16 protein-coding genes are annotated in these 19,582 nt (G+C 62.7%); 6 read left to right on the top strand and 10 right to left on the bottom strand.

Features of this window, described 5'->3' with window-relative positions; all coding sequences use genetic code 11:
• Nucleotides 1-113 precede the first annotated feature (113 nt).
• Complete coding sequence (locus tag ACYZUM_RS30395; RefSeq protein ID WP_108181593.1) at nt 114-2,507, top strand: heavy metal translocating P-type ATPase; 2,394 nt, start codon at nt 114-116, stop codon at nt 2,505-2,507.
• Nucleotides 2,504-2,917 (top strand): Cu(I)-responsive transcriptional regulator, encoded by a 414-nt coding sequence (gene cueR, locus ACYZUM_RS30390; protein WP_007962968.1) that lies wholly within the window; start codon nt 2,504-2,506, stop codon nt 2,915-2,917. The genes ACYZUM_RS30395 and cueR overlap by 4 nt, the downstream gene beginning before the upstream one ends.
• Here cueR and ACYZUM_RS30385 read toward each other — a convergent pair.
• The 3 genes from ACYZUM_RS30385 to ACYZUM_RS30375 form a co-directional block, all read right to left on the bottom strand.
• Entirely contained in the window at nt 2,871-4,115 is a 1,245-nt protein-coding gene (locus tag ACYZUM_RS30385) for an MFS transporter (protein ID WP_108184360.1), read from the bottom strand. The two genes, cueR and ACYZUM_RS30385, sit on opposite strands and share 47 nt — an antisense overlap.
• A gap of 184 nt (nt 4,116-4,299) precedes the next feature.
• Entirely contained in the window at nt 4,300-5,196 is an 897-nt protein-coding gene (locus ACYZUM_RS30380; protein WP_041067990.1) for a PA4780 family RIO1-like protein kinase, read from the bottom strand.
• Between the two features lie 234 nt (nt 5,197-5,430).
• Entirely contained in the window at nt 5,431-6,708 is a 1,278-nt protein-coding gene (locus ACYZUM_RS30375; protein ID WP_108181592.1) for an acetyl-CoA C-acetyltransferase, read from the bottom strand.
• A 235-nt stretch (nt 6,709-6,943) separates the two neighbouring features.
• Between ACYZUM_RS30375 and ACYZUM_RS30370 the strand changes: the two genes are divergently transcribed.
• From ACYZUM_RS30370 to ACYZUM_RS30355, 4 genes are all read left to right on the top strand, one after another.
• Nucleotides 6,944-8,296 carry a 3-oxoacyl-ACP reductase gene (locus tag ACYZUM_RS30370; RefSeq protein ID WP_108181591.1) on the top strand — a complete coding sequence of 451 codons (1,353 nt, stop codon included), beginning with the start codon at nt 6,944-6,946 and terminating at the stop codon, nt 8,294-8,296.
• 2 nt (nt 8,297-8,298) lie between these two features.
• Nucleotides 8,299-9,153, top strand: coding sequence for a MaoC family dehydratase (locus tag ACYZUM_RS30365; protein ID WP_108181590.1), 855 nt, complete (start codon nt 8,299-8,301; stop codon nt 9,151-9,153).
• A 301-nt stretch (nt 9,154-9,454) separates the two neighbouring features.
• A complete protein-coding gene (locus ACYZUM_RS30360; protein ID WP_108181589.1) occupies nt 9,455-11,206 on the top strand; it encodes a collagen-like triple helix repeat-containing protein in 1,752 nt (583 codons plus the stop codon).
• 134 nt (nt 11,207-11,340) lie between these two features.
• Nucleotides 11,341-13,011, top strand: a complete 1,671-nt coding sequence (locus ACYZUM_RS30355) for a ShlB/FhaC/HecB family hemolysin secretion/activation protein (protein WP_108181588.1) — start codon at nt 11,341-11,343, stop codon at nt 13,009-13,011.
• Nucleotides 13,012-13,077: 66 nt separating this feature from the next.
• Here the strand turns inward: ACYZUM_RS30355 and ACYZUM_RS30350 are convergent, their stop codons facing one another.
• From ACYZUM_RS30350 to ACYZUM_RS30320, 7 genes are read right to left on the bottom strand one after another with little or no spacing between them, the layout of a single operon-like run.
• Nucleotides 13,078-13,350, bottom strand: coding sequence for a DUF3613 domain-containing protein (locus ACYZUM_RS30350; RefSeq protein WP_041068008.1), 273 nt, complete (start codon nt 13,348-13,350; stop codon nt 13,078-13,080).
• A gap of 17 nt (nt 13,351-13,367) precedes the next feature.
• Nucleotides 13,368-14,090, bottom strand: coding sequence for a tetratricopeptide repeat protein (locus ACYZUM_RS30345; protein WP_041068011.1), 723 nt, complete (start codon nt 14,088-14,090; stop codon nt 13,368-13,370).
• A gap of 23 nt (nt 14,091-14,113) precedes the next feature.
• On the bottom strand, nt 14,114-14,998 hold the full coding sequence (locus ACYZUM_RS30340; RefSeq protein ID WP_041068014.1) for a type II secretion system F family protein: 885 nt from the start codon (nt 14,996-14,998) through the stop codon (nt 14,114-14,116).
• Nucleotide 14,999: 1 nt separating this feature from the next.
• The gene (locus ACYZUM_RS30335; protein ID WP_108181587.1) at nt 15,000-15,884 is read right to left on the bottom strand and encodes a type II secretion system F family protein; all 885 of its coding nucleotides are present in this window, start codon (nt 15,882-15,884) and stop codon (nt 15,000-15,002) included.
• 18 nt (nt 15,885-15,902) lie between these two features.
• Complete coding sequence (locus ACYZUM_RS30330; protein WP_041068020.1) at nt 15,903-17,171, bottom strand: CpaF family protein; 1,269 nt, start codon at nt 17,169-17,171, stop codon at nt 15,903-15,905.
• Nucleotides 17,168-18,358 (bottom strand): CpaE/TadZ family protein, encoded by a 1,191-nt coding sequence (locus tag ACYZUM_RS30325; RefSeq protein WP_041068023.1) that lies wholly within the window; start codon nt 18,356-18,358, stop codon nt 17,168-17,170. The genes ACYZUM_RS30330 and ACYZUM_RS30325 overlap by 4 nt, the downstream gene beginning before the upstream one ends.
• The gene (locus ACYZUM_RS30320) at nt 18,355-19,578 is read right to left on the bottom strand and encodes a type II and III secretion system protein family protein (RefSeq protein ID WP_086794445.1); all 1,224 of its coding nucleotides are present in this window, start codon (nt 19,576-19,578) and stop codon (nt 18,355-18,357) included. The genes ACYZUM_RS30325 and ACYZUM_RS30320 overlap by 4 nt, the downstream gene beginning before the upstream one ends.
• Between the last annotated feature and the right edge of the window lie 4 nt (nt 19,579-19,582).

Genomic DNA, 19,582 nt, shown 5'->3' with positions numbered 1-19,582 from the left:
CCACCTGTAGGAGCTGCCGAAGGCTGCGATCTTTTGCTTTTCAGATTGGCGCTTGACCTTGCCCGCATGGCAAGGTTGATCCTTGTAGACATCTTCTACAGGGAGTAAGACCGATGTCCGATTCCATCACTTTCGATCTGCCGATTGCCGGCATGACCTGCGCCAGTTGCGCCGGGCGTGTCGAGCGGGCGTTGCGCAACGTCAGCGGCGCCAGTGGCGTCAGCGTCAATCTCGCCACCGAACAGGCCCGCGTCCAGGCACCCGGTGACCGCTTGCCGGCGTTGATGGAGGCGGTTGAACGCGCCGGTTACAGCGTCCCACAACAAACCGTGGAACTGAGCATCGACGGCATGACCTGCGCCTCGTGCGTCGGTCGCGTCGAGCGCGCCCTGAACAAAGTCCCCGGGGTGAGGAGCGTCAGCGTCAACCTCGCCAACGAACGCGCCCACCTCGAATTGCTCGGTCAGACCGATCCGCAATTGCTGCTCGACGCCGTGAGCAAGGCCGGTTACTCGGCCAGCGTCTGGCAAGCCGAACATCCTGCAACTGATAACCAGCAACAGCGCCTGCAACATGAACGCTGGGCGCTGATCTGCGCCATCGTTCTGGCCTTGCCGCTGGTGCTGCCGATGCTGCTGCAACCATTCGGCATTCACTGGATGCTCCCGGCCTGGGCGCAATTTGCCCTTGCCACGCCGGTGCAATTCATTTTCGGCGCGCGATTTTATGTGGCCGCGTGGAAAGCCGTGCGCGCCGGCGCCGGCAACATGGACTTGCTGGTCGCCCTCGGCACCAGCGCCGGTTATGGCCTGAGCCTGTACGAATGGGCCACCGCCGCCGGGCGCATGCCGCATCTGTATTTCGAAGCCTCAGCCGTGGTGATCGCCCTGGTGCTGCTCGGCAAATATCTGGAAAGCCGCGCCAAGCGCCAGACCGCCAGCGCCATCCGTGCCCTCGAAGCCTTGCGCCCGGAACGGGCGATTCAAGTCATCGACGGTCGCGAGCAAGACGTCGCGATCAGCGCCCTGCGCCTCAACGATCTTGTTCTGGTCAAACCCGGCGAACGCTTCCCGGTGGACGGTGAAGTGCTGGAAGGCCAGAGCCACGCTGACGAAGCGCTGATCAGCGGCGAGAGCCTGCCAGTGCCAAAACAGCCGGGCGACCAGGTCACCGGCGGTGCGATCAACGGCGAAGGTCGCCTGCTGGTGCGCACCACCGCCCTCGGCGCGGAAAGCGTGCTGGCGCGGATCATTCGGCTGGTGGAAGACGCCCAGGCAGCGAAAGCGCCGATCCAGAAACTGGTGGATAAAGTCAGCCAGGTGTTCGTGCCCACCGTGTTGCTGATTGCCCTCGTCACGTTGATTGGCTGGTGGCTGTACGGCGCGCCTATGGAAACCGCGTTGATCAACGCCGTCGCGGTGCTGGTGATCGCTTGTCCGTGTGCCCTCGGCCTCGCCACGCCGACAGCGATCATGGCCGGCACCGGTGTGGCTGCGCGTCACGGCATTCTGATCAAGGACGCCGAAGCGCTGGAGCGAGCCCATGAGGTCGACAACGTGGTCTTCGACAAGACCGGCACACTGACTTCCGGCACGCCGCGCATCGCCCATTTCAGTGCGCTGGATGGCGATGAAAATACCCTGCTGACACTGGCCGGCGCCCTGCAGCGCGGCAGCGAGCATCCGCTGGCCAAAGCTGTGCTGGACGCTGCTGCCGAGCGCGAGCTGCCGGTGCCGGACGTCAGCGACAGTCAGTCCCTGACCGGACGCGGTATCGCTGGCACGCTTGATGGTCGGCGCCTGGCGCTGGGCAATCGGCGCTTGCTGGAAGAAAGTGGCCTGAGCGCGGGCAATCTCGCCGAGTCCGCCAAGGCTTGGGAAAGCCAAGGCCGAACCCTGTCGTGGCTGATCGAGCAAAGCCCGAAACCGCGTGTACTCGGCTTGTTCGCCTTCGGCGACACGCTCAAGCCCGGCGCACTGCAAGCCGTGCAGCAACTGGCCGCCGGAGGTATCCACAGCCATTTGCTGACCGGCGACAACCGTGGCAGTGCGCGCGTGGTGGCCGAGGCGCTGGGCATTGAAAACGTTCACGCCGAAGTGCTGCCCGCCGACAAGGCCGCCACCGTCGCCGAGCTGAAAAAAGCCGGGGTGGTGGCGATGGTCGGTGATGGCATCAACGACGCCCCGGCATTGGCCGCAGCGGATATCGGTATCGCCATGGGCGGCGGCACCGATGTGGCCATGCACGCGGCCGGCATTACCTTGATGCGCGGCGATCCACGACTGGTGCCCGCCGCGCTGGAGATCAGCCGCAAGACCTACGCGAAGATCCGCCAGAATCTGTTCTGGGCCTTCGTCTACAACCTGATCGGCATTCCGCTGGCGGCGTTCGGTTTTCTCAACCCGGTGCTGGCCGGCGCGGCAATGGCACTGTCGAGCGTCAGCGTGGTGAGCAATGCGCTACTGTTGAAAACCTGGAAACCGAAGGATCTGGAGGAGCACCGATGAACATCGGCCAAGCGGCCCGGCACAGTGGCCTGAGCGCAAAGATGATCCGCTATTACGAGTCGATCGGCCTGCTCAAGGCTGCCCATCGCACCGACAGCGGCTACCGTGTCTACAGCGATGATGACCTGCACACGCTGGCGTTCATCAAGCGTTCGCGGGACCTGGGATTTTCTCTGGAAGAAGTCGGCAAGCTGCTGACCCTGTGGCAGGATCGCCAGCGCGCCAGCGCCGATGTGAAAGCCCTGGCACGGCAGCATATTGACGAGCTGAACCAGAAGATCCGCGAACTCGGCGAGCTGCGCGACACCCTGCAGGACCTGGTCGAGCACTGTAATGGCGACCATCGCCCCGACTGCCCGATCCTCAAGGAACTGGCGTCGGGCTGCTGCGCGCAACCCGCCCGCGCCTGAGCGCCAACAGCTTAACGGTCAACAACGTACCGAGCGGGATGCCGTGGAACAGCAGCACCACGGCACCCGGCGTCCACCAGCCGTAGAACGGCGCGGCGATCAACATGCCGACACCGAACCCGGTCATTTGCAGCAAGGTCAGGAAGCTGAAAACCGGCAAGCGCAAATGCTCCGGTTCGCGTTGCAGGCGCGACATCAGGCCGACCTCGGAAATGCCGTCCCCCAACCCCGCCGGCAGGGAAAACAGCAGCAGACCGAGAAGGCTGTGCTGCTGGAACATCAGGATAAAACCGCAGGACATCAACGCCACGCCGAAGAAATACCGTCGCTCCAGCTCACGGTTATCAGAACCTTTGAGGCGACTGGCAATCCGCGCACCCAGCAGTTTGCCGCTGGCCCACACCGCCAGCATCAGGCCCAGAGTGGTGCTGGCCGAATCGGGCGTCAGCAGTTTGGAGATGATCGGAAAGCCGACATTGTGCGCGGCGCTGCCCAAGGTGTCGGCCATGGTCACGGCGAGCATCGCCGCAATCACCGGAGCGCTGCGCAGGCCTTGTTTCAGGGCTGACCATTCGCTGCGTTCGTTGGTCGATTGTTCGCAGACGTCTGCAGCGGCGAAGCGCAACGGCGCAATCAACAGCGCCGCCAGCACATAGGTCAATGCGTTTAGCGCAAACACCGTTTCGAAACCGAATGCCGCCACCAGCAAGCCGGACACCAGGCTGCCACCGACCATTGCCGCCGATGAAGCCGAGGTGATCCAGGCATTGGTTTTCAGTAGCTGCGCGGCTTCGATCAGCCTCGGCAATTGACTGTTGAGGCCGATGGCGAACATCGAGTTGCCAAAGCCCAAACCGAAGGCAATCACCGGCAACAGCAACGCCTGCTGGCTCCCCGGCAGGATCAACAGCAGACCCAGCAACACCGCGCGCAGCAGATCGAAGGCAATCAACGGCATCCGGCCGCTCCAGCGCCGGTAAAAGCGAGTGCCAATCAGGCTGGCAAAAATCCCCCCGCCGACACGACTGGCGAGAAACACCCCGACGCTCATGGCGCTGTTGCTCAGCAGGTAAACGTAAGTCGCCAGCGCGACCATGTTGAGGAAAGCGCCGAAGTCGGAGATCAGCCGGGCGCTGATGATGAGGCGGGCGTTCACATTCAGTCCTTGAGTGTGCGAGGGCTGACAAGATTCCCACATAAAGTCCATAGACACCACCGGCCCCTGTGGGAGCTGGCTTGCCAGCGAAGAGGCCGGTACATCCGATAAAATTTTTCAGCTGAACCTCCACTATCGCTGGCAAGCCAGCTCCCACAGTGAGGTGTGGTGAAGGAACATGCGGGCACAAAAAAACCCGGCCGAAGCCGGGTTTCTGTTCAAGCGCTTACTGCATCCACGGTGGCGGCGGTGGTTCGTCGGACTTGCCTTTGGGCGCATCGTCGGCGGCACGGATCGCCTGCTTGCGCTCTTCATCCAGACGCGCCGCTTCGATCTCGCGCAACACTCCGCCAACGTCGGCCAGGTCCTCAGGATCGTCGAACTCGCCGGTCAGCACACTGTTCGGGTGCAAGGTGCCGGCTTCGTACAGCGCCCACATTTCTTTCGCGTAACGGGTTTTCTTCAGCTCCGGGGCAAAGCGCCCGAAGTACGAAGCCATGTTGCCCACATCACGCTCCAGCATGCTGAACGCGTGGTTGTTACCGGCGGCATCCACTGCCTGCGGCAGGTCGATGATCACAGGACCTGTCGGGGTCAGCAGCACGTTGAACTCCGAGAGGTCACCGTGCACCAGACCGGTACACAACATCAACACGATCTGCGAGATCAGGAACGCGTGATATTCGCGGGCCTGATCCGGCTCCAGCACCACGTCGTTCAGACGCGGCGCGGCATCACCGTATTCGTCGGCCACCAGCTCCATCAGCAGCACGCCATCGAGAAAATCATACGGCTTGGGCACTCGCACGCCAGCTCCTGCCAAGCGGAACAGCGCCGCGACTTCGGCGTTCTGCCAGGCGTCCTCGGTCTCCTTGCGACCGAATTTCGAACCCTTGGCCATCGCCCGCGCCTGCCGGCTGTTACGCACCTTGCGCCCTTCCTGATACTCGGCTGCCTGGCGGAAACTGCGTTTGTTCGCCTCCTTGTAGACCTTCGCGCAACGTAACTGGTTACCGCAGCGCACCACATAAACAGCTGCTTCTTTACCACTCATGAGTGGGCGCAGCACTTCGTCGACCAGACCGTCTTCGATCAGGGGTTCAATGCGTTTTGGAGTCTTCATCAGCTTTTATTGTGGGTCCTTTATTACCAAACACGCGAATGTCACTCGTTATACGGCAATCCTCGCGCTACGGGGAGGGGTTGCCGACCTGTGAACCCTGTGGATGCACACACTGTGCCGAAATAATCGACCGCTGCCGATCATAGCCGAGCCCACCGGACTTGTAGTGATCGGGCGTCGAGGGCATTTGCGACAGAATCTGACATCGCCTGCATTTCCCCGGGGGAATTGCGCTCAGCGTTCGATGATTGCGGTGACACCCTGGCCGCCGGCAGCGCAGATCGAGATCAGTCCTCTGCCTTTGCCCGCCGCATCCAGCAATTTCGCCAGATTGGCGACAATCCGCCCGCCCGTCGCAGCAAACGGATGCCCCGCCGCCAGCGAGCTGCCTTTGACATTCAAGCGGCTGCGATCGATTGAACCGAGCGGCGCATCCAGTCCAAGACGGGTCTTGCAGTATTCGGGGTCTTCCCAGGCCTTGAGCGTGCACAGCACCTGCGCGGCGAACGCTTCGTGAATCTCGTAGTAGTCGAAGTCCTGCAAGGTCAGGCCATTGCGCGCCAGCAGACGCGGCACCGCATACACCGGTGCCATCAACAGCCCTTCGGCGCCGTTGACGAAATCCACGGCCGCCGCTTCGCCGTCACGCAGATAGGCAAGGATCGGCAAACCACGCTCTTTCGCCCATTCTTCACTGCCCAGCAGCACCACCGAGGCACCGTCGGTGAGCGGCGTGGAGTTGCCCGCCGTCAGCGTCCCCTTCGGGCTTTTTTCGAAGGCAGGTTTGAGCGTGGCGAGTTTTTCCAGGGTCAGGTCCGGGCGCAGGTTGTTGTCGCGGGTCAGGCCGAGAAACGGCGTCATCAGGTCGTTGTGCCAGCCTTCGCTGTAGGACGCGGCGAGTTTGTGATGGCTTTCGAGGGCCAGTTGATCCTGCTCTTCACGAGGAATGTTCCAGGTCTGCGCCATCAATTCGCAGTGCTGGCCCATCGACAGGCCGGTGCGTGGCTCGCCATTACGCGGAAATTCCGGGATCAGGTGCCTTGGGCGCAGTTGCAGAAAGGTTTTCAGCTTGTCGCCGGTGGTCTTGGCGCGGTTGGCCTGCAGAAGGATTTTGCGCAAGCCTTCGCTGATGCTGATCGGCGCGTCCGACGTGGTATCAACGCCGCCAGCGATGCCGCAATCGATCTGGCCGAGGGCGATTTTGTTCGCCACCAGCAGCGCCGCTTCCAGCCCGGTGCCGCAGGCTTGCTGAATGTCATAGGCCGGGGTGGCCGGTGACAGCCGCGAGCCGAGCACACATTCTCGGGTCAGATTCATATCCCGTGACAATTTAAGCACCGCACCGGCAACCACTTCGCCAATGCGCTGGCCGTGCAGGTTGTAGCGTTCGATCAGGCCTTCCAGGGCAGCAGTGAGCATCACCTGATTGCTGGCGGTGGCGTACGGCCCGTTGGAGCGGGCGAAAGGAATACGGTTACCACCGATGATGGCGACGCGGCGCAGCTGACTCATGAAAAGCTCCTTGTTGATCCGAATTCATGGAAATCCCTGTGGGAGCTGGCTTGCCAGCGATAGGGCCGGCACATCCAGCATTTCCAGTGGCTGACACGCGCCATCGCTGGCAAGCCAGCTCCCACAGGGACGGTGGTCTACTCTGCTGTTCAAGCGTAGGCCTTATTGCGTGGATCGAACGATTGATTGCCGTTGGTAGTCCACACTTTGAACCCCAACTTTTGGAGAGCGTTCCATGTCTGACCGCTATATCGACTTCGCCAACTCATCCATCGGCCATCGTCTGGTCGGGGCGTTGGGCCTGCCGTCGCCGGTGCGGCTGGAACGCTGGCAGGCCGGGCGCCTGCGGCCGGTAGACGGTGCGCTGTTGATCGGCGGCGGGCCGCTGGCCGAGCGGGTCATTGCATTCGCCAACCGCCTGACCGATGCGATCTACAGCTACGGCACCGAACCGTCGCTGGCCACCGCGTGGATTCCCGGGCACGGGCCGAAACTCAAGGCCGTGGTGTTCGACGCCAGCGACCTGCAGCACACCGACCAGCTCAAACAGCTGCGCGAATTCTTCCAGCCGCTGATGAAAAACCTCGACCACAGTGCGCACCTGGTGATTCTCGGCCGCGCTCCGGAAACCCTGCGCGATCCCTTTGCCTCCAGCGCACAACGGGCACTGGAAGGTTTCTCGCGCTCGCTGGCCAAGGAGCTGCGCAGCGGCGGTACGCTGCAACTGATTTATGTCGGTGAGGGCGCCGAAGAGCAACTGGAAGGCCCGCTGCGGTTTTTCCTCTCGCCGAAAAGTGCCTTCATCTCCGGGCAGGTGATTCGCCTGACCGCGTGCGCCACGCCAGTCACCGACTGGACCCGGCCATTGGCCGGACGCAAAGCGTTGGTCACCGGGGCAGCTCGCGGGATCGGCGCATCCATCGCCGAAACCCTGGCCCGCGATGGCGCCGAGGTGATTCTGCTCGACGTGCCGCCGGCCAGGACCGATCTGGAAGCCCTCGCCGCACGGCTAGGCGGCCGCGCTATCACCCTCGACATTTGCGCTGAAGACGCCGCTGCGCAATTGATCGAACAACTGCCGGACGGTCTCGACATTCTGGTGCACAACGCCGGGATCACCCGCGACAAGACCCTGGCCAACATGACCCCGGAATTCTGGGATGCGGTGCTGGCGGTCAACCTCCATGCGCCGCAGGTGCTGACCAAGGCCCTGCTCGACAGCGGCACCTTGCACGACAACGCGCGGGTCATTCTACTGGCCTCGATCAGCGGCATCGCCGGCAATCGCGGACAGACCAACTACGCCGCGAGCAAGGCCGGGCTGATCGGCCTGGCTCAGGCCTGGGCGCCGACGCTGCACGAACGCGGCATCAGCATCAACGCCGTGGCGCCGGGTTTCATCGAAACCCAGATGACCGCGCACATTCCGTTCGGCCTGCGTGAGGCCGGGCGACGCATGAGTTCGTTGGGCCAGGGCGGTTTGCCGCAAGACGTCGCCGAAGCCGTGGCTTGGCTGGCCCAACCGGGCACTGGCGCGTTCACTGGCCAGGCGCTGCGGGTCTGTGGACAAAGTGTTCTGGGGGCGTAGACATGAGCATTGAATGGCACACCCTCGACCGCGAACCGAGCCTGCCCGGCCTGTATGCGCGGGCCGCGACAAGGCGCAAGATCACCGGCACCCGACTGCCCGACAGCGGCTTGCGCTGCTGGATCGATGTCGACGGCCAGAAGCTGGCGGCCTATCGCAAGGTTTGCGGCTTTGCCGATGACGGCCTGCTGCCGCCGACTTATCCACACATCCTCGCGTTCGCCCTGCAAATGCAATTGCTCACGCAGAAGGATTTTCCGTTCCCGCTGCTGGGGTTGATTCATCTGAGCAACCGCATCCGTGTATGGCGGCCGATGGGCGGAATCAGTCGCGCACAAGTCAGCGTCCGCGTGCACAACCTGCAGCCACATCCCAAAGGGGCAACCTTCGATGTGTTGACCACCCTCGATGATCAACTCGGGCCGCTGTGGGAAGCCGAAAGCCAGATGCTTTGTCGTGGCGTGAAACTCGACGGCGAACCGGTCGAACAACAGTGGGAACCTGCGCAGGCCCTGACCCAGGTGGCGCAGTGGAAAGCGCCGGCCGATATCGGTCGGCAGTACGCCAAGGTCTCGGGCGACTACAACCCGATTCACCTGAGCGCCGCCAGTGCCAGGCTGTTCGGTTTTCCCACGGCGATTGCTCACGGCTTGTGGAACAAGGCACGAACCCTTGCGGCACTGGCCGATCACTTGCCAAAAGCCAACCTGGAAATCGTCGTGCACTTTCGCAAACCGGTGCGTTTGCCCAGCGAGGTTTCGTTGCTGGCGAGTGCGGCAGGGTCGAGTGGCGAATTACGCCTGATCGGTGCTGGCGATCTGGAGCATATGGTTGGTCAGTGGCAACCGGTTGCCTGATTCCACCCCGGGCAAGCCTGTAAATTGTGTATATATCACTTAAGTTTTTCCGCCCTTCACGCGGCCCCCTGGAAAACTCCCAGCCTTGATTTTCAAGGCTTTTTTTTGCGCGTTTATATCCTGGGTATTAGTCCTTAGGCACTGCGCGGCGCCTTATATATAAAGGCGTTAATACCAACTTGAGAATGGCGGCAAGCCGCGACGCGATCGAGATTGACACCACGGACGAGGCATCACCGGCGACAGACGGGTGAGCCATCGAAAACGACGAATGTTGTTACAGGTGCAAGGAATCTCAATCATGAAAACTCAAGTGTGGTGCAAATCGGCAACAGCTCTGGCATTGATCCTCTCCCTTGGCCTCGCGGGCTGCAGCAGCGGCGGTGGCGGCCATCACAGCAGTTCCGGCAGTTCGTCCCCAGACAGCGCGGCAGCAGGCGCGGGTGGCAGTGGGGGCACGAGCGGTACGGGAGGTACCGGTGGTTCGGATACCGGGACCGGTGGGACCGGTGGAACCGCAGGCACCGGCGGAACGGGAGGAACCGGTGGGACTGATACCGCCGGCACTGGTGGTACAGGCGGTACCGGTGGAACTGGCGGCACCGGCACCGGTGGCACCGGTGGCACTGGAGGAACCGGGGGTACCGGCGGCACTGGCGGCACCGGCGGAACAGGTGGAACTGACCCGACCGGCCCGACCAACCCGACGACTAACCCGCTGGTGACCACCACCCTGTTACAGGATGTCGGTAAAACGGTCAGCGGCGTTGGCGATGGCGTCGGTACGGTTGGTGACTCGCTGAGCACTGTTCCGGTGGTCGGTGGCGTCGTGCAAAGCGCAGCGAATACCGCCGGCAATGTAGTCAGCACCCTGGGTGATGGCGTGACCAACGGCATTGGCAAATTGGGCAAGGTCGACAATGGTCTGGGCGTTACCGCGTCATCGGTCGGCGGAGTGGTCGCCGATGTCGGCGACGGCGTCTCGGACCTGAGCGGCAAGCTGTCGACCGCTACCGGCAGTGTCCCGGTAGTCGGCGGCGTGGTCACCAAAGTTGCACCGGTACTCGACGGTGTCGGTGAGAAAGTCACCATGCTCGGCGACACCCTGAGCCTGGCTACTACCACCGGACCGCTAGGTTCGGTGACCAAAAATGTCGGTAACAGCCTTGTCCCGGTCATCGCGATGGTTGAAAGCACCACCGACAAAGTGGGCAGCGCGACCGGACTCGGTGCTCCGCTCAACGGTGTCATCGGCCAAGTGGGTGGTGCAGTGAAAGGGTTGGGCGGTCAAGTCACCGGGGCCGGTAACGGTAACGCACTGACCAGCACGGTCGGCGGCGCGCTGAGCAACGTCGGCACCACAGTCGCCAAGGCCGGCGGGCTGGTGGACAACGGCACCGGCTCTGGTGGTGGATTGGGCGGCGGCCTCGGCGGGACCGGCCTGCTGCAAACCGTAGGCGGTGCCGTGGTTAACGTCGGTTCTGGTTTGAACGCCGGCAACACCAACGGCGCGGTCAGCGCCGCGGGCGTCACCACCGCGTCCCTGGGCAACACCATCGCCTCGGTCAACACTGTTCTCGGCGGATCGGGCACGCCGATCACCGCCACCACCTCGCCGCTCGCGACAGTGGGAGCCACTGTGGGTGCAGGGCTGAATCCGGTCACGAGCGCCGTGACCAGCGTGACCCAACAAGTCGGAGCCACGACAGGTCTGGGCGCACCGGTCGCAGGCCTCACCGGCCAGGTCGGCGGCGCTGTCAGCAGCATCGGCACCACCATTGCAGCCACCAATAACCCGGTTACAACCGCCGTCGGCGGCGTGGTCAACAATGTTGGCGCCACTGTCGCCTCGGTCGGCGGCCTGCTTAACGGAGGTACCAGCGGCACTACCGGTGGAGTCGGCGGCGTCGTATCCACAGTTGGCGGCCTGCTCAATGGCGGCACTGCCACTACCGCCACTACCGCCACTACCGCCACTGGCGGCACCGCAACCGGTGGCCTGGGCGGTGTACTCGGTGGCCTGACCGGCACCCTTGGAGGCACCAAACGCTAAATTGCACCTGGCCGATTCGACGGCCTCACCTACAGCGCCTACGCTTGGTTGAGGGCGGAAGATTCCCACGAGTCTTCCGCTTTTTTCTTAGGAAAAATTCAGCCCAGCGCTGTGATCTGACCATGGAGTGTCCTATGCGCGTAATGGCATCCCTGCTGTTCCTCAGTCTCAGTTCCGCCGCCCTCGCCGACACCCTGCCCAGTTTTCTCAACAGCAACGAAACCACGCGTAACCTGCCCGTGCCCAACCTGCCGGCCGATGCCTATCGCCCCGCCGCCACGCCCCTGCAAGTACCCGACCCGGGCGCCGCGGCTGCGCAACCGTTGTTGATGGAGACCAGGATCAATCTGAAAACCGTGCAAATCGAGGGTGGCACGATCTACCCGCTCAACGAACTGGCCGAAGTCTACAAACCCCTGATCGGCCACCAGACCAGCCTCGCCGATCTGATCGAAGCCACACGCAACATCACTCGCCGCTATCAGCAGGACGGCTACTTGCTGTCCTATGCGTTCCTGCCGCAACAGCGTTTCGACGATGGCGTGGCGCGGGTCGTGCTAGTGGAGGGTTATGTGCGCGATGTGCAGGTACAAGGCGATGTCGGCCGGGTCAAAGGCCTGCTCGACGAACTGGCAGCCAAAATCCAGGCCGAACGTCCGCTGACCCGCAAGACCTTCGAACGCTACACCACCTTGATAACCCGCATCCCCGGCGTGACCATCCAGGCGCAAGTGCCGCCGCCCGGCACCACCGACGGCGCCACGACGCTGGTGGCCCAGGCCAGCCGCAAACCGATCACCAGCACCCTGAGCACCACCGAAGACAACCGCAATGGCACCCAGGCGTTGCTCGGGGTCAGCAGCAACTCGCAGACCGCCATGGGCGAGCAATTGACCCTCAGCGGGCTGTTTCCGCCGGGGGATGACCACGAGTATTACTACCGACTGGACTACAACCAGTTCCTCAACAGCGAAGGCACGCAACTGAGCCTGTTTGCCTCCCGCTACCGGGCCGATCCGGGCACCAATGTGCTCACCAGCGATGGCTTCGAACTCAAGCCGCACAAGGAAGACGACCGTTACTCAATCGGTGTCAGTCACCCGTTCATCGCTGCGGCCAACGAACTGCTCAATGCCGGCGCGCGGCTGTATGCGGTCGATAGCACCAACCGCTACAAGGTGGTTGGCTACCCGTTGAGCATCGAGGAACGCACTGACGTACGCGCCCTCGCGTTCGAAAGCGACTGGCGCAAGAGCGACGCCCGGCAACTGCGGATTGTCAGTGGCGGCTTGTATCAGGGGCTGGACAGCATGGGCGCACATTCCAACAACCCGGCACTGGACCTGAACTTCCTGCGCCTGCGCCTCTCCGGCGTGCAGAGCGACAAGTTCTTCGACAACTGGCAAGGCGTGTTGTCGGCCGCGTTGTACTGGAGCGATGACACCTTGCCCGACAGCGAACGCGCCGTGTTCGGCGGGCAGAATTTCGGCCGTGGTTACCCGGACGATCAGGCGTCGGGGGATAAAGGCTGGGGCGCGGCCTACGAGGTCAACTACAGCTTCAACCGCGACGGCAACTGGGTGCGCATCCTGCAGCCATATGTGGTGCTGGACCGTTCGAAAACCTGGTTCAACAAGCTCGCGGTACAGAGCAACGATCTGTCATCGGCGGCAGTGGGGCTGCGCTTTGGCGATGCCAAGTACTACAACATTGCATTGGAGGCCGCCAAGCCGATGTCCGATGAGGCGCTGGATACGTTCAATCGTCGGGCGCGCTACAGCATCAGTTTCAGCTATCAGTTGTAGACCACAGCCATTGCGTCAACGCCGCTTTAGCGGCGATGGCGCAATGGATTGAGCCTCGCCAGCAACCTAGTTCTTGGTCTCGATCTTGCCGCCCGCGTCCGGGTCGTAGAAGTCCGGGATCTCGTACTTGTACTTCTTCAGCCAGCGCTGCATCGCCTGTTCCCGCTCGGCCGCCGTAGCGGTTTGCGGTTTCGTCGAGGCCGCCTGGTTACGGCTTTGCAGCACCAGCCAGCCTTCGGTTTCCTGTTGCTGCGCCGAGGCCGGGCCGGCGTCGATGGCCTGGGCTGCTAGCGGCAGGCTCAGCAGTATCAGGCAGCTTAGGCGGTGCACGGTGTTCATGGTGATCTCCCGGAATGTCACTTGAGCGTCGACGGTTGTGGGTCAGCCACCACCGCCACTTGATTACCGGCCGCGGTCGGGGCCTTGGCCGGCACCTTGAGTTTTTCCGCACGGGCCTGGGCTTCGGAGAATTGCTCCGGCGTCAGGTGCGCGCGGCTGACGACTTCGGCGGCTTGCTGCCAGTTGTTCTGGTAGAGCAGCAAGGTCACCAGATTCAGCGGAGCCAGTTGATCGTTCTGCTTGAGTTCAATAGCGGTAAGGAATTCGAAGCGCGCGTCCTCAAGACGCAACTGGTTGAGGTAGACCACGCCGAGGTCGTTGCGGATCTTGTCATTGGTTGGCGCCAGACGCACCGCGCGCTGCAGGTGCGCCTGGGCCTGACCGTTATCGCCACGGGCGGCATAGATTTGCCCCAGGCCATGTTCGGCGTCCGCCGTCAGGCACGTGCCGAGCAGGCCGCGATACAGCGGCTCGGCCTCGTTGCGCCCGAGCAAGCGGTAAACCCTGGCCTTGCGCAAGCGCACCTCGACCAGGTTGTCGGGCAGGCTTTGCAGGTTGGCCAGGCTGGCGTGCAGCTTGCCGTCGTTGGCCAGATCATCCGCCAGGTTCAGGGCCAGTTCCTGTTCGGAGTCGAGCTTGCTGCAACTGCTCGGCGCCAGCATTGCCGACCACGGTGCCTGGCCGTCAGTGGCACAGCCACCGAGCATCAACAGACTTGCCACGACAATCAGTGCTTTCATCAAACGCTCTCCATGAGCCCACGTCAGTTTGCAAACGCCCGGGTAATCGCGGTGAACCCCGGGCCGGCCAGTACGATCAGCAAGGCAGGAAACAGAAACAGCATCATCACCACCGACATCTTCGCCGACATTTTCGAGATGTATTCCTGCAGTCGGGTCAGGCGCCGGTCGTCGAGCAATTGTTTGAGCGCCAGCAACGATTTCATCGCCCCGCCGCCCTGCTGAATCAGCTGTTGCAAGATCACGCAGGTGTCGGTGAATTCATCGACGGCGAGCATCACCGAGGCCTTGTTCAGTTCCTGCCCCAACTCCAGTCCCGAATCGACCCTGGCCAGAATCAGGCGCAGTTCGCGGGTCAGTTCCGGCAGCAGTTTCTGTCCTTCGCTGCTGAGCACGCGCAGGGCTTGTTCGACCGCCATGCCCGACTCGAACAGGATGCGCAGCAACGGGATGAACGTGGAGATTTCCACGGCGATGGCTTTCTGTCGACGCCCGGCGGCGTACGCCAGCACTCGCTTGGGCAGCAAATAGCCGGCACCGGTGGCCAGCATGGGCACCAGCCAGCCGTTGGCCGCGTGCGGAAAAAACACTTCCTGCAGAAACAGCGCCAGCCCCAGCGCCAACAGCGGTGTGCCGATCTGGCACGCGGCGTACAGCGAACGCTCACTGGCGCGGCGCCAGCCGAGCCGGCTGAGCAGGGTCTGGGTTTCACTGTCGATGCTCACCGAACGCTGGCCGAACTTGCTGTTGCCCAGCGCTCGCAGCCAGTTGCCGAAACGGTTCTCGCGCACCAGATGCCCCTGCAACCGCTGGTTGACCTGGCGCACCCGACGCCGCTCCGTCAGCAGGTGATTGACCACCAGCAACAGCGCGCCGAGCAGCAGCATCAGAGCGGCGAGATAGACCATGTCAAACACTCCGCAACATGCGCCACAGCGCCAGGCAGCCGGTCACTTGCAACACCACGGCGATGATCAACATGGTCCGCCCACCGCCGTCGTGCCACATGCCAAGCATGTAACCGGGATTGGTCAGCATGAAGTAGCCCACCAGGATCACCGGCAGCGAACCCAGCACCCAGGCCGTCATACGCGTTTCGCCGGTGAGCGCGCGCAGTTGCCGGGCACCCTGGTCACGCTCGCGGATCAACTTGATCAGGTTCTCCAGCAACTCGCTGGCATTGCCGCCATAGCGATGATTGACCTTCAGGCCGAGGGCGAACATGCGCAATTCGTCCTGTTCATAAAGCTCGGCAAAGTCACTGACCGCATCCGGCAGATTGACGCCCAGTTGCACGTTGCGCTGCACCCGGCCCATGGCTTCTTTCAGCGGATCGTCACTCGACTCGATGCCGCCCATGACCGCGTCACTCAGGGTGCGGCCGGACTTGAGACTGCGCACGGTGTAGTCGAGCAACTGCGGTAACTGCTCGATCATGCGTTTGATCCGCCGGTGGTACCGCCAGGACATGTACAGACGCAGAATCAGCGGCGGTGCCAACAGCATCGTCAGCAGACCGATCCAGCTCGCCAGCAGATACCCGAGGGCAATGGCCACGCCCCACAAGGTCAGCCACAGGCCGAATCGTTCGTTGGGACGGCCCAGCCCCGCTCGCAGGAACATGCGTTCGAACCCGACCCACGCCGGTTTCTGGGCAACGAGTTGTGGCTGCCCTGCCGCAAGGCGATTGAGCACCCGTTCGTTGCCGCTCTTGTGGATGCCGTGCACGAACAGCCAGATCGACAGCCCGAGCAGAATCAGACAAAGCAGGATGAGAATGGCCGGTCCGATCATGATGTGCGTCCAATGCTCTCAGCTCAGGTTCATCTCGTGGCGCAACTTGTCGCCCGCCGGATTGACCGCTTCGCGCAGGAAGCCGAAACCGGTACGCCGATCAAGGCGAAACAAGGTGTTGGTGACGTAGACGTCTTCGCGGATGCCGACCACTTCCACCACCTCGCTGACACAGCGGCGGCCGTCCGGCATGCGGGTCAGCTGGATGATCACGTCGAGGGCGGCGCAGATCATCTGACGCAGTGTGCGCTCGGCGATCGAGCGTCCGGTCAGCCCCACCAGCGTCTCCAGGCGCAGCAGCGCATCCTGCGCATTGTTGGCGTGCACGGTGCTCATCGAGCCGTCGTGGCCGGTGTTCATCGCGGTCAGTACATCGACCACTTCGACCCCACGAATCTCGCCGAGGATGATCCGGTCGGGACGCATGCGCAGGGCGTTGCGGATCAGGTCGCTGGCCTTGACTTCGCCGTGACCCTCGGCATTTGGCGGGCGGGTTTCCAGGCGCACGACGTGCGGGTGGCCAAGCTGCAATTCGGCGACGTCTTCGATGGTCACCAGCCGTTCGTGGGGGTTGATCAATTGGCTGAGGATGTTCAGCAGCGTGGTCTTGCCGGTGCCGGTACCGCCGCTGATGAGCACGTTGCAGCGCTTGCCCACCGCCTCTTGAAGAAACTCGAAAATCGCCAGATCGATGGTCTGCATCGCCATCAGGTCACTGCTTTTGAGCATGTCCTTGCGAAACTTGCGAATCGACAGGCACGGGCCATCGAGAGCGATCGGCGGGATGATCGCGTTGACCCGACTGCCATCCGGCAGGCGTGCATCGACCATCGGCGAGGACTCGTCGAGGCGTCGCCCGAGCGGCGCGAGAATCCGTTGCATGACCCGCTCGACGTGATGCGCATCGATAAAGCGCAGGTCACTTTGATGCAGCACGCCGTCGCGCTCGATGAACACCCGGTGCGGGCCGTTGACCAGAATCTCGGTCACCGACGGATCGCGCAGCAGCACCTCCAGCGGGCCGAAACCGGTGAGTTCGTCGACGATTTCTTCGGCCAGGCGCTCCATCTCGTAGCGGGAAATCGCCAGGTGCAGACGGGCGATGTATTCGGCGACCTTGTCGGTGACAAATTGCGCCAGCAACTGGCGCGAACCTTCCAGCAGGTTTTTCCCCGACTCTTCGATGGCGTCAATGATGTAGCGATGCAGGACCAGCTTCAGGCCTTCGTGATCGGTGTTGCCGGTCGCGCCGTGCTGTACCGCGCCGAACAGTTTTTCCGCGCTCATGAGGTGCCTCGCAAGCGGTCGAACCAGGTGACCTTCGGTTTGGCCAGGCCCTCGGAGCGCTTGGCCAGGCGTTCGCCGAGGGTGCGCAGGCTTTGTGTGAGTTTTTCCCGCGGGGCCAGTTCGAACAGGCTGACGCCCTGGTTCTTGGCGTTCAAACGCACTTCAGCGTTGGCTGCCAACACCGCGATCACTTCCAGGTTGAAGGTCTTGCCAAGGGTTTCGGCGTCCGGGGCGACGCTGCTCAAGTAACCGTCCACCAGCAAGCGTGCGTGGTCGAGTTTCATGCCTTTCTCGCGCCACTGGTTGAGCACGGCAAGGTTGCGACGGCAGTTGAGCACGTTCTGATCGGTGTACCAGATCAGCTTGTCGCAATGGCTGACAAACGTGCGCAAGGCTTCACTGTCGGACTGCCCGGTGAGGTTCACGACGATGTGCTGGAAGTGTTGACGCAAGGCGCTGAGCAACATGTACAGCTCGGCGGCACTGGTACTGTCCAGCGGCTCGTCGCTGCTGGCGTACGCCAGAATCCGCAGGCCGGCTTCCGTGCTGGTGAAGGCACTGTCGATCAACGTCGCATCGAGCCTGCGCAAGTGGCGCAGGGCATCGCCGAAGTGAAACGAACTCTCGAGCCCGAGCAGCGCCAGACTGTCGCCCCGGGGCAGGCCCAGATCCAGCAGCAAGGTTTGCTGACCGCTCTTTTGCACCACCAGCGCCATGTGATTGGCCAGCAGCGCACCGTCGGAATTGCTCTGGGTGCCGTACAACACGGTGAGGCCACCCAGTTGGGTGTTGGTGGTCACCGGTGGCAAACGTTTGTTCAGGCGCCGCACCAGCCCGGCGACCTCACTGGCCCGCGAACCGTACGCGACGAAATCCCGGGCGCCGGCACGCATCGCATTGAGCACCAGTTGGTTGTCCATGCCATCACCCAGAGCAACGATGGCGAGCATGGGTTTGGCTTCCAGCGCACCTTCGATCAACGCACTCTGCGCCACCACGTGGTCACGGTCGAGGCCGACGAACACCAGGCTGGCGAAGGTGACATCGACCAGCGCCAGCAACTCGTCCAGGCTCCCGGCCCCGGCGCTGACCACCTGGCCCAGCGGCGCGAGAGCGCCTTGCAGCCACTCCAGATCGGTGCTGTTACGGGTGATCGCAAGAAAGGTCTGGCTCAGGTTCTGGTTCATTGGGACAACCCACTGCGCTTGTCGAAGTTGCCGTTTTCGAGGAAGAACATGCGGTAGAAATTCGGGTCGTAGTTGCGCAATTTTTCGCCCGGCAGCGACGGCAGCTGCGCATCGGCCGCCAATGGCTGCACCAGGTGCGGGGTGACGATCATCAGCAGTTCGCGCTCCTCGCGCTTGATCTGCGAATCACGGAAAAACGCGCCGAGCACCGGGATATCACCCAGCCCCGGAAACTTGTTCACTTGCGAGGTGTTGCTGGTGCTGATCAAGCCACTGATGACGAAACTTTCGCCGTCGGCCAGCGATACGCTGGTATCGGTACGGCGTACGGTCAGGGCGGGCACCGGGGTGCCGGCGATATTGATGGCGTTGGCGTAATCCAGTTCGCTGACTTCCGGCGCGACCTTCAGCGCCACGCGATTGCGGTCGATCACGGTCGGCGTCAGGGTCAGGCGGATGCCAAACTCCTTGTACTCGATGGTCACCGTATCGCTGCCGGAACTGGGCACCGGAATCGGGATTTCGCCACCGGCCAGAAAGCTTGCGCTCTGCCCGCTCAGCGCGACCAGACTCGGCCGCGCGAGGGTGTAGGCAAAGCCGCTGCCTTCCAGCGCGTTGATGATCGCCATGGTCTTGCCGCCGATCCAGGAAAAATTGAACTGGCCGTTATTCACCGGCAACTTCGGTGTCGGCACACCACCGACATCGGGCAGCGTGCCGGGCGAGCCAAACAGAAAATTGCCGCGCACGCCGATCAAAGAGGCCGTGGCTTCCTTGAGTTTGGTGCGGCTGACTTCGACGAAGCGAATGTCGGTCTGCACTTGCGAAGGCAGCGTCGGGTCATCGGAAGGCAGTCTGCTGGTGCTGGTCAACGCCGCTGTGGCGCTGCCTTGCACGAACACCATGCTCTGACGCGGCTCACTGGAGCACGAGGTCCAGACCATCAGGCTGGTCGCGCCGGGGGCCACGCCAGTGAGCAAAAAAGAAGCGCTGCCGGTGTCATGCACATCGGCGATCTTCGGATCACCGATGGCCACCCGGGTGATTGCCACGGGCGACTGGATGTCCTGCTGGAACCCTTCGCCGATCTCGATCACCGCTGGCAGGCGACCGAGCGCCGAGCAATTGCCGGTGGCCGCGATGGCCGCGTTCATCGTCAGTCCCATCAGTATCAAGGCCGGGACTACCGGTTTTAATAACGGCCTGAATCGACTCTGCATGCAC

This window comes from Pseudomonas sp. m6p, from assembly GCF_055760375.1.
The sequence above is the reverse complement of the archived record's forward strand: the minus strand, read 5'-3'. Positions and strand labels throughout refer to the sequence as shown.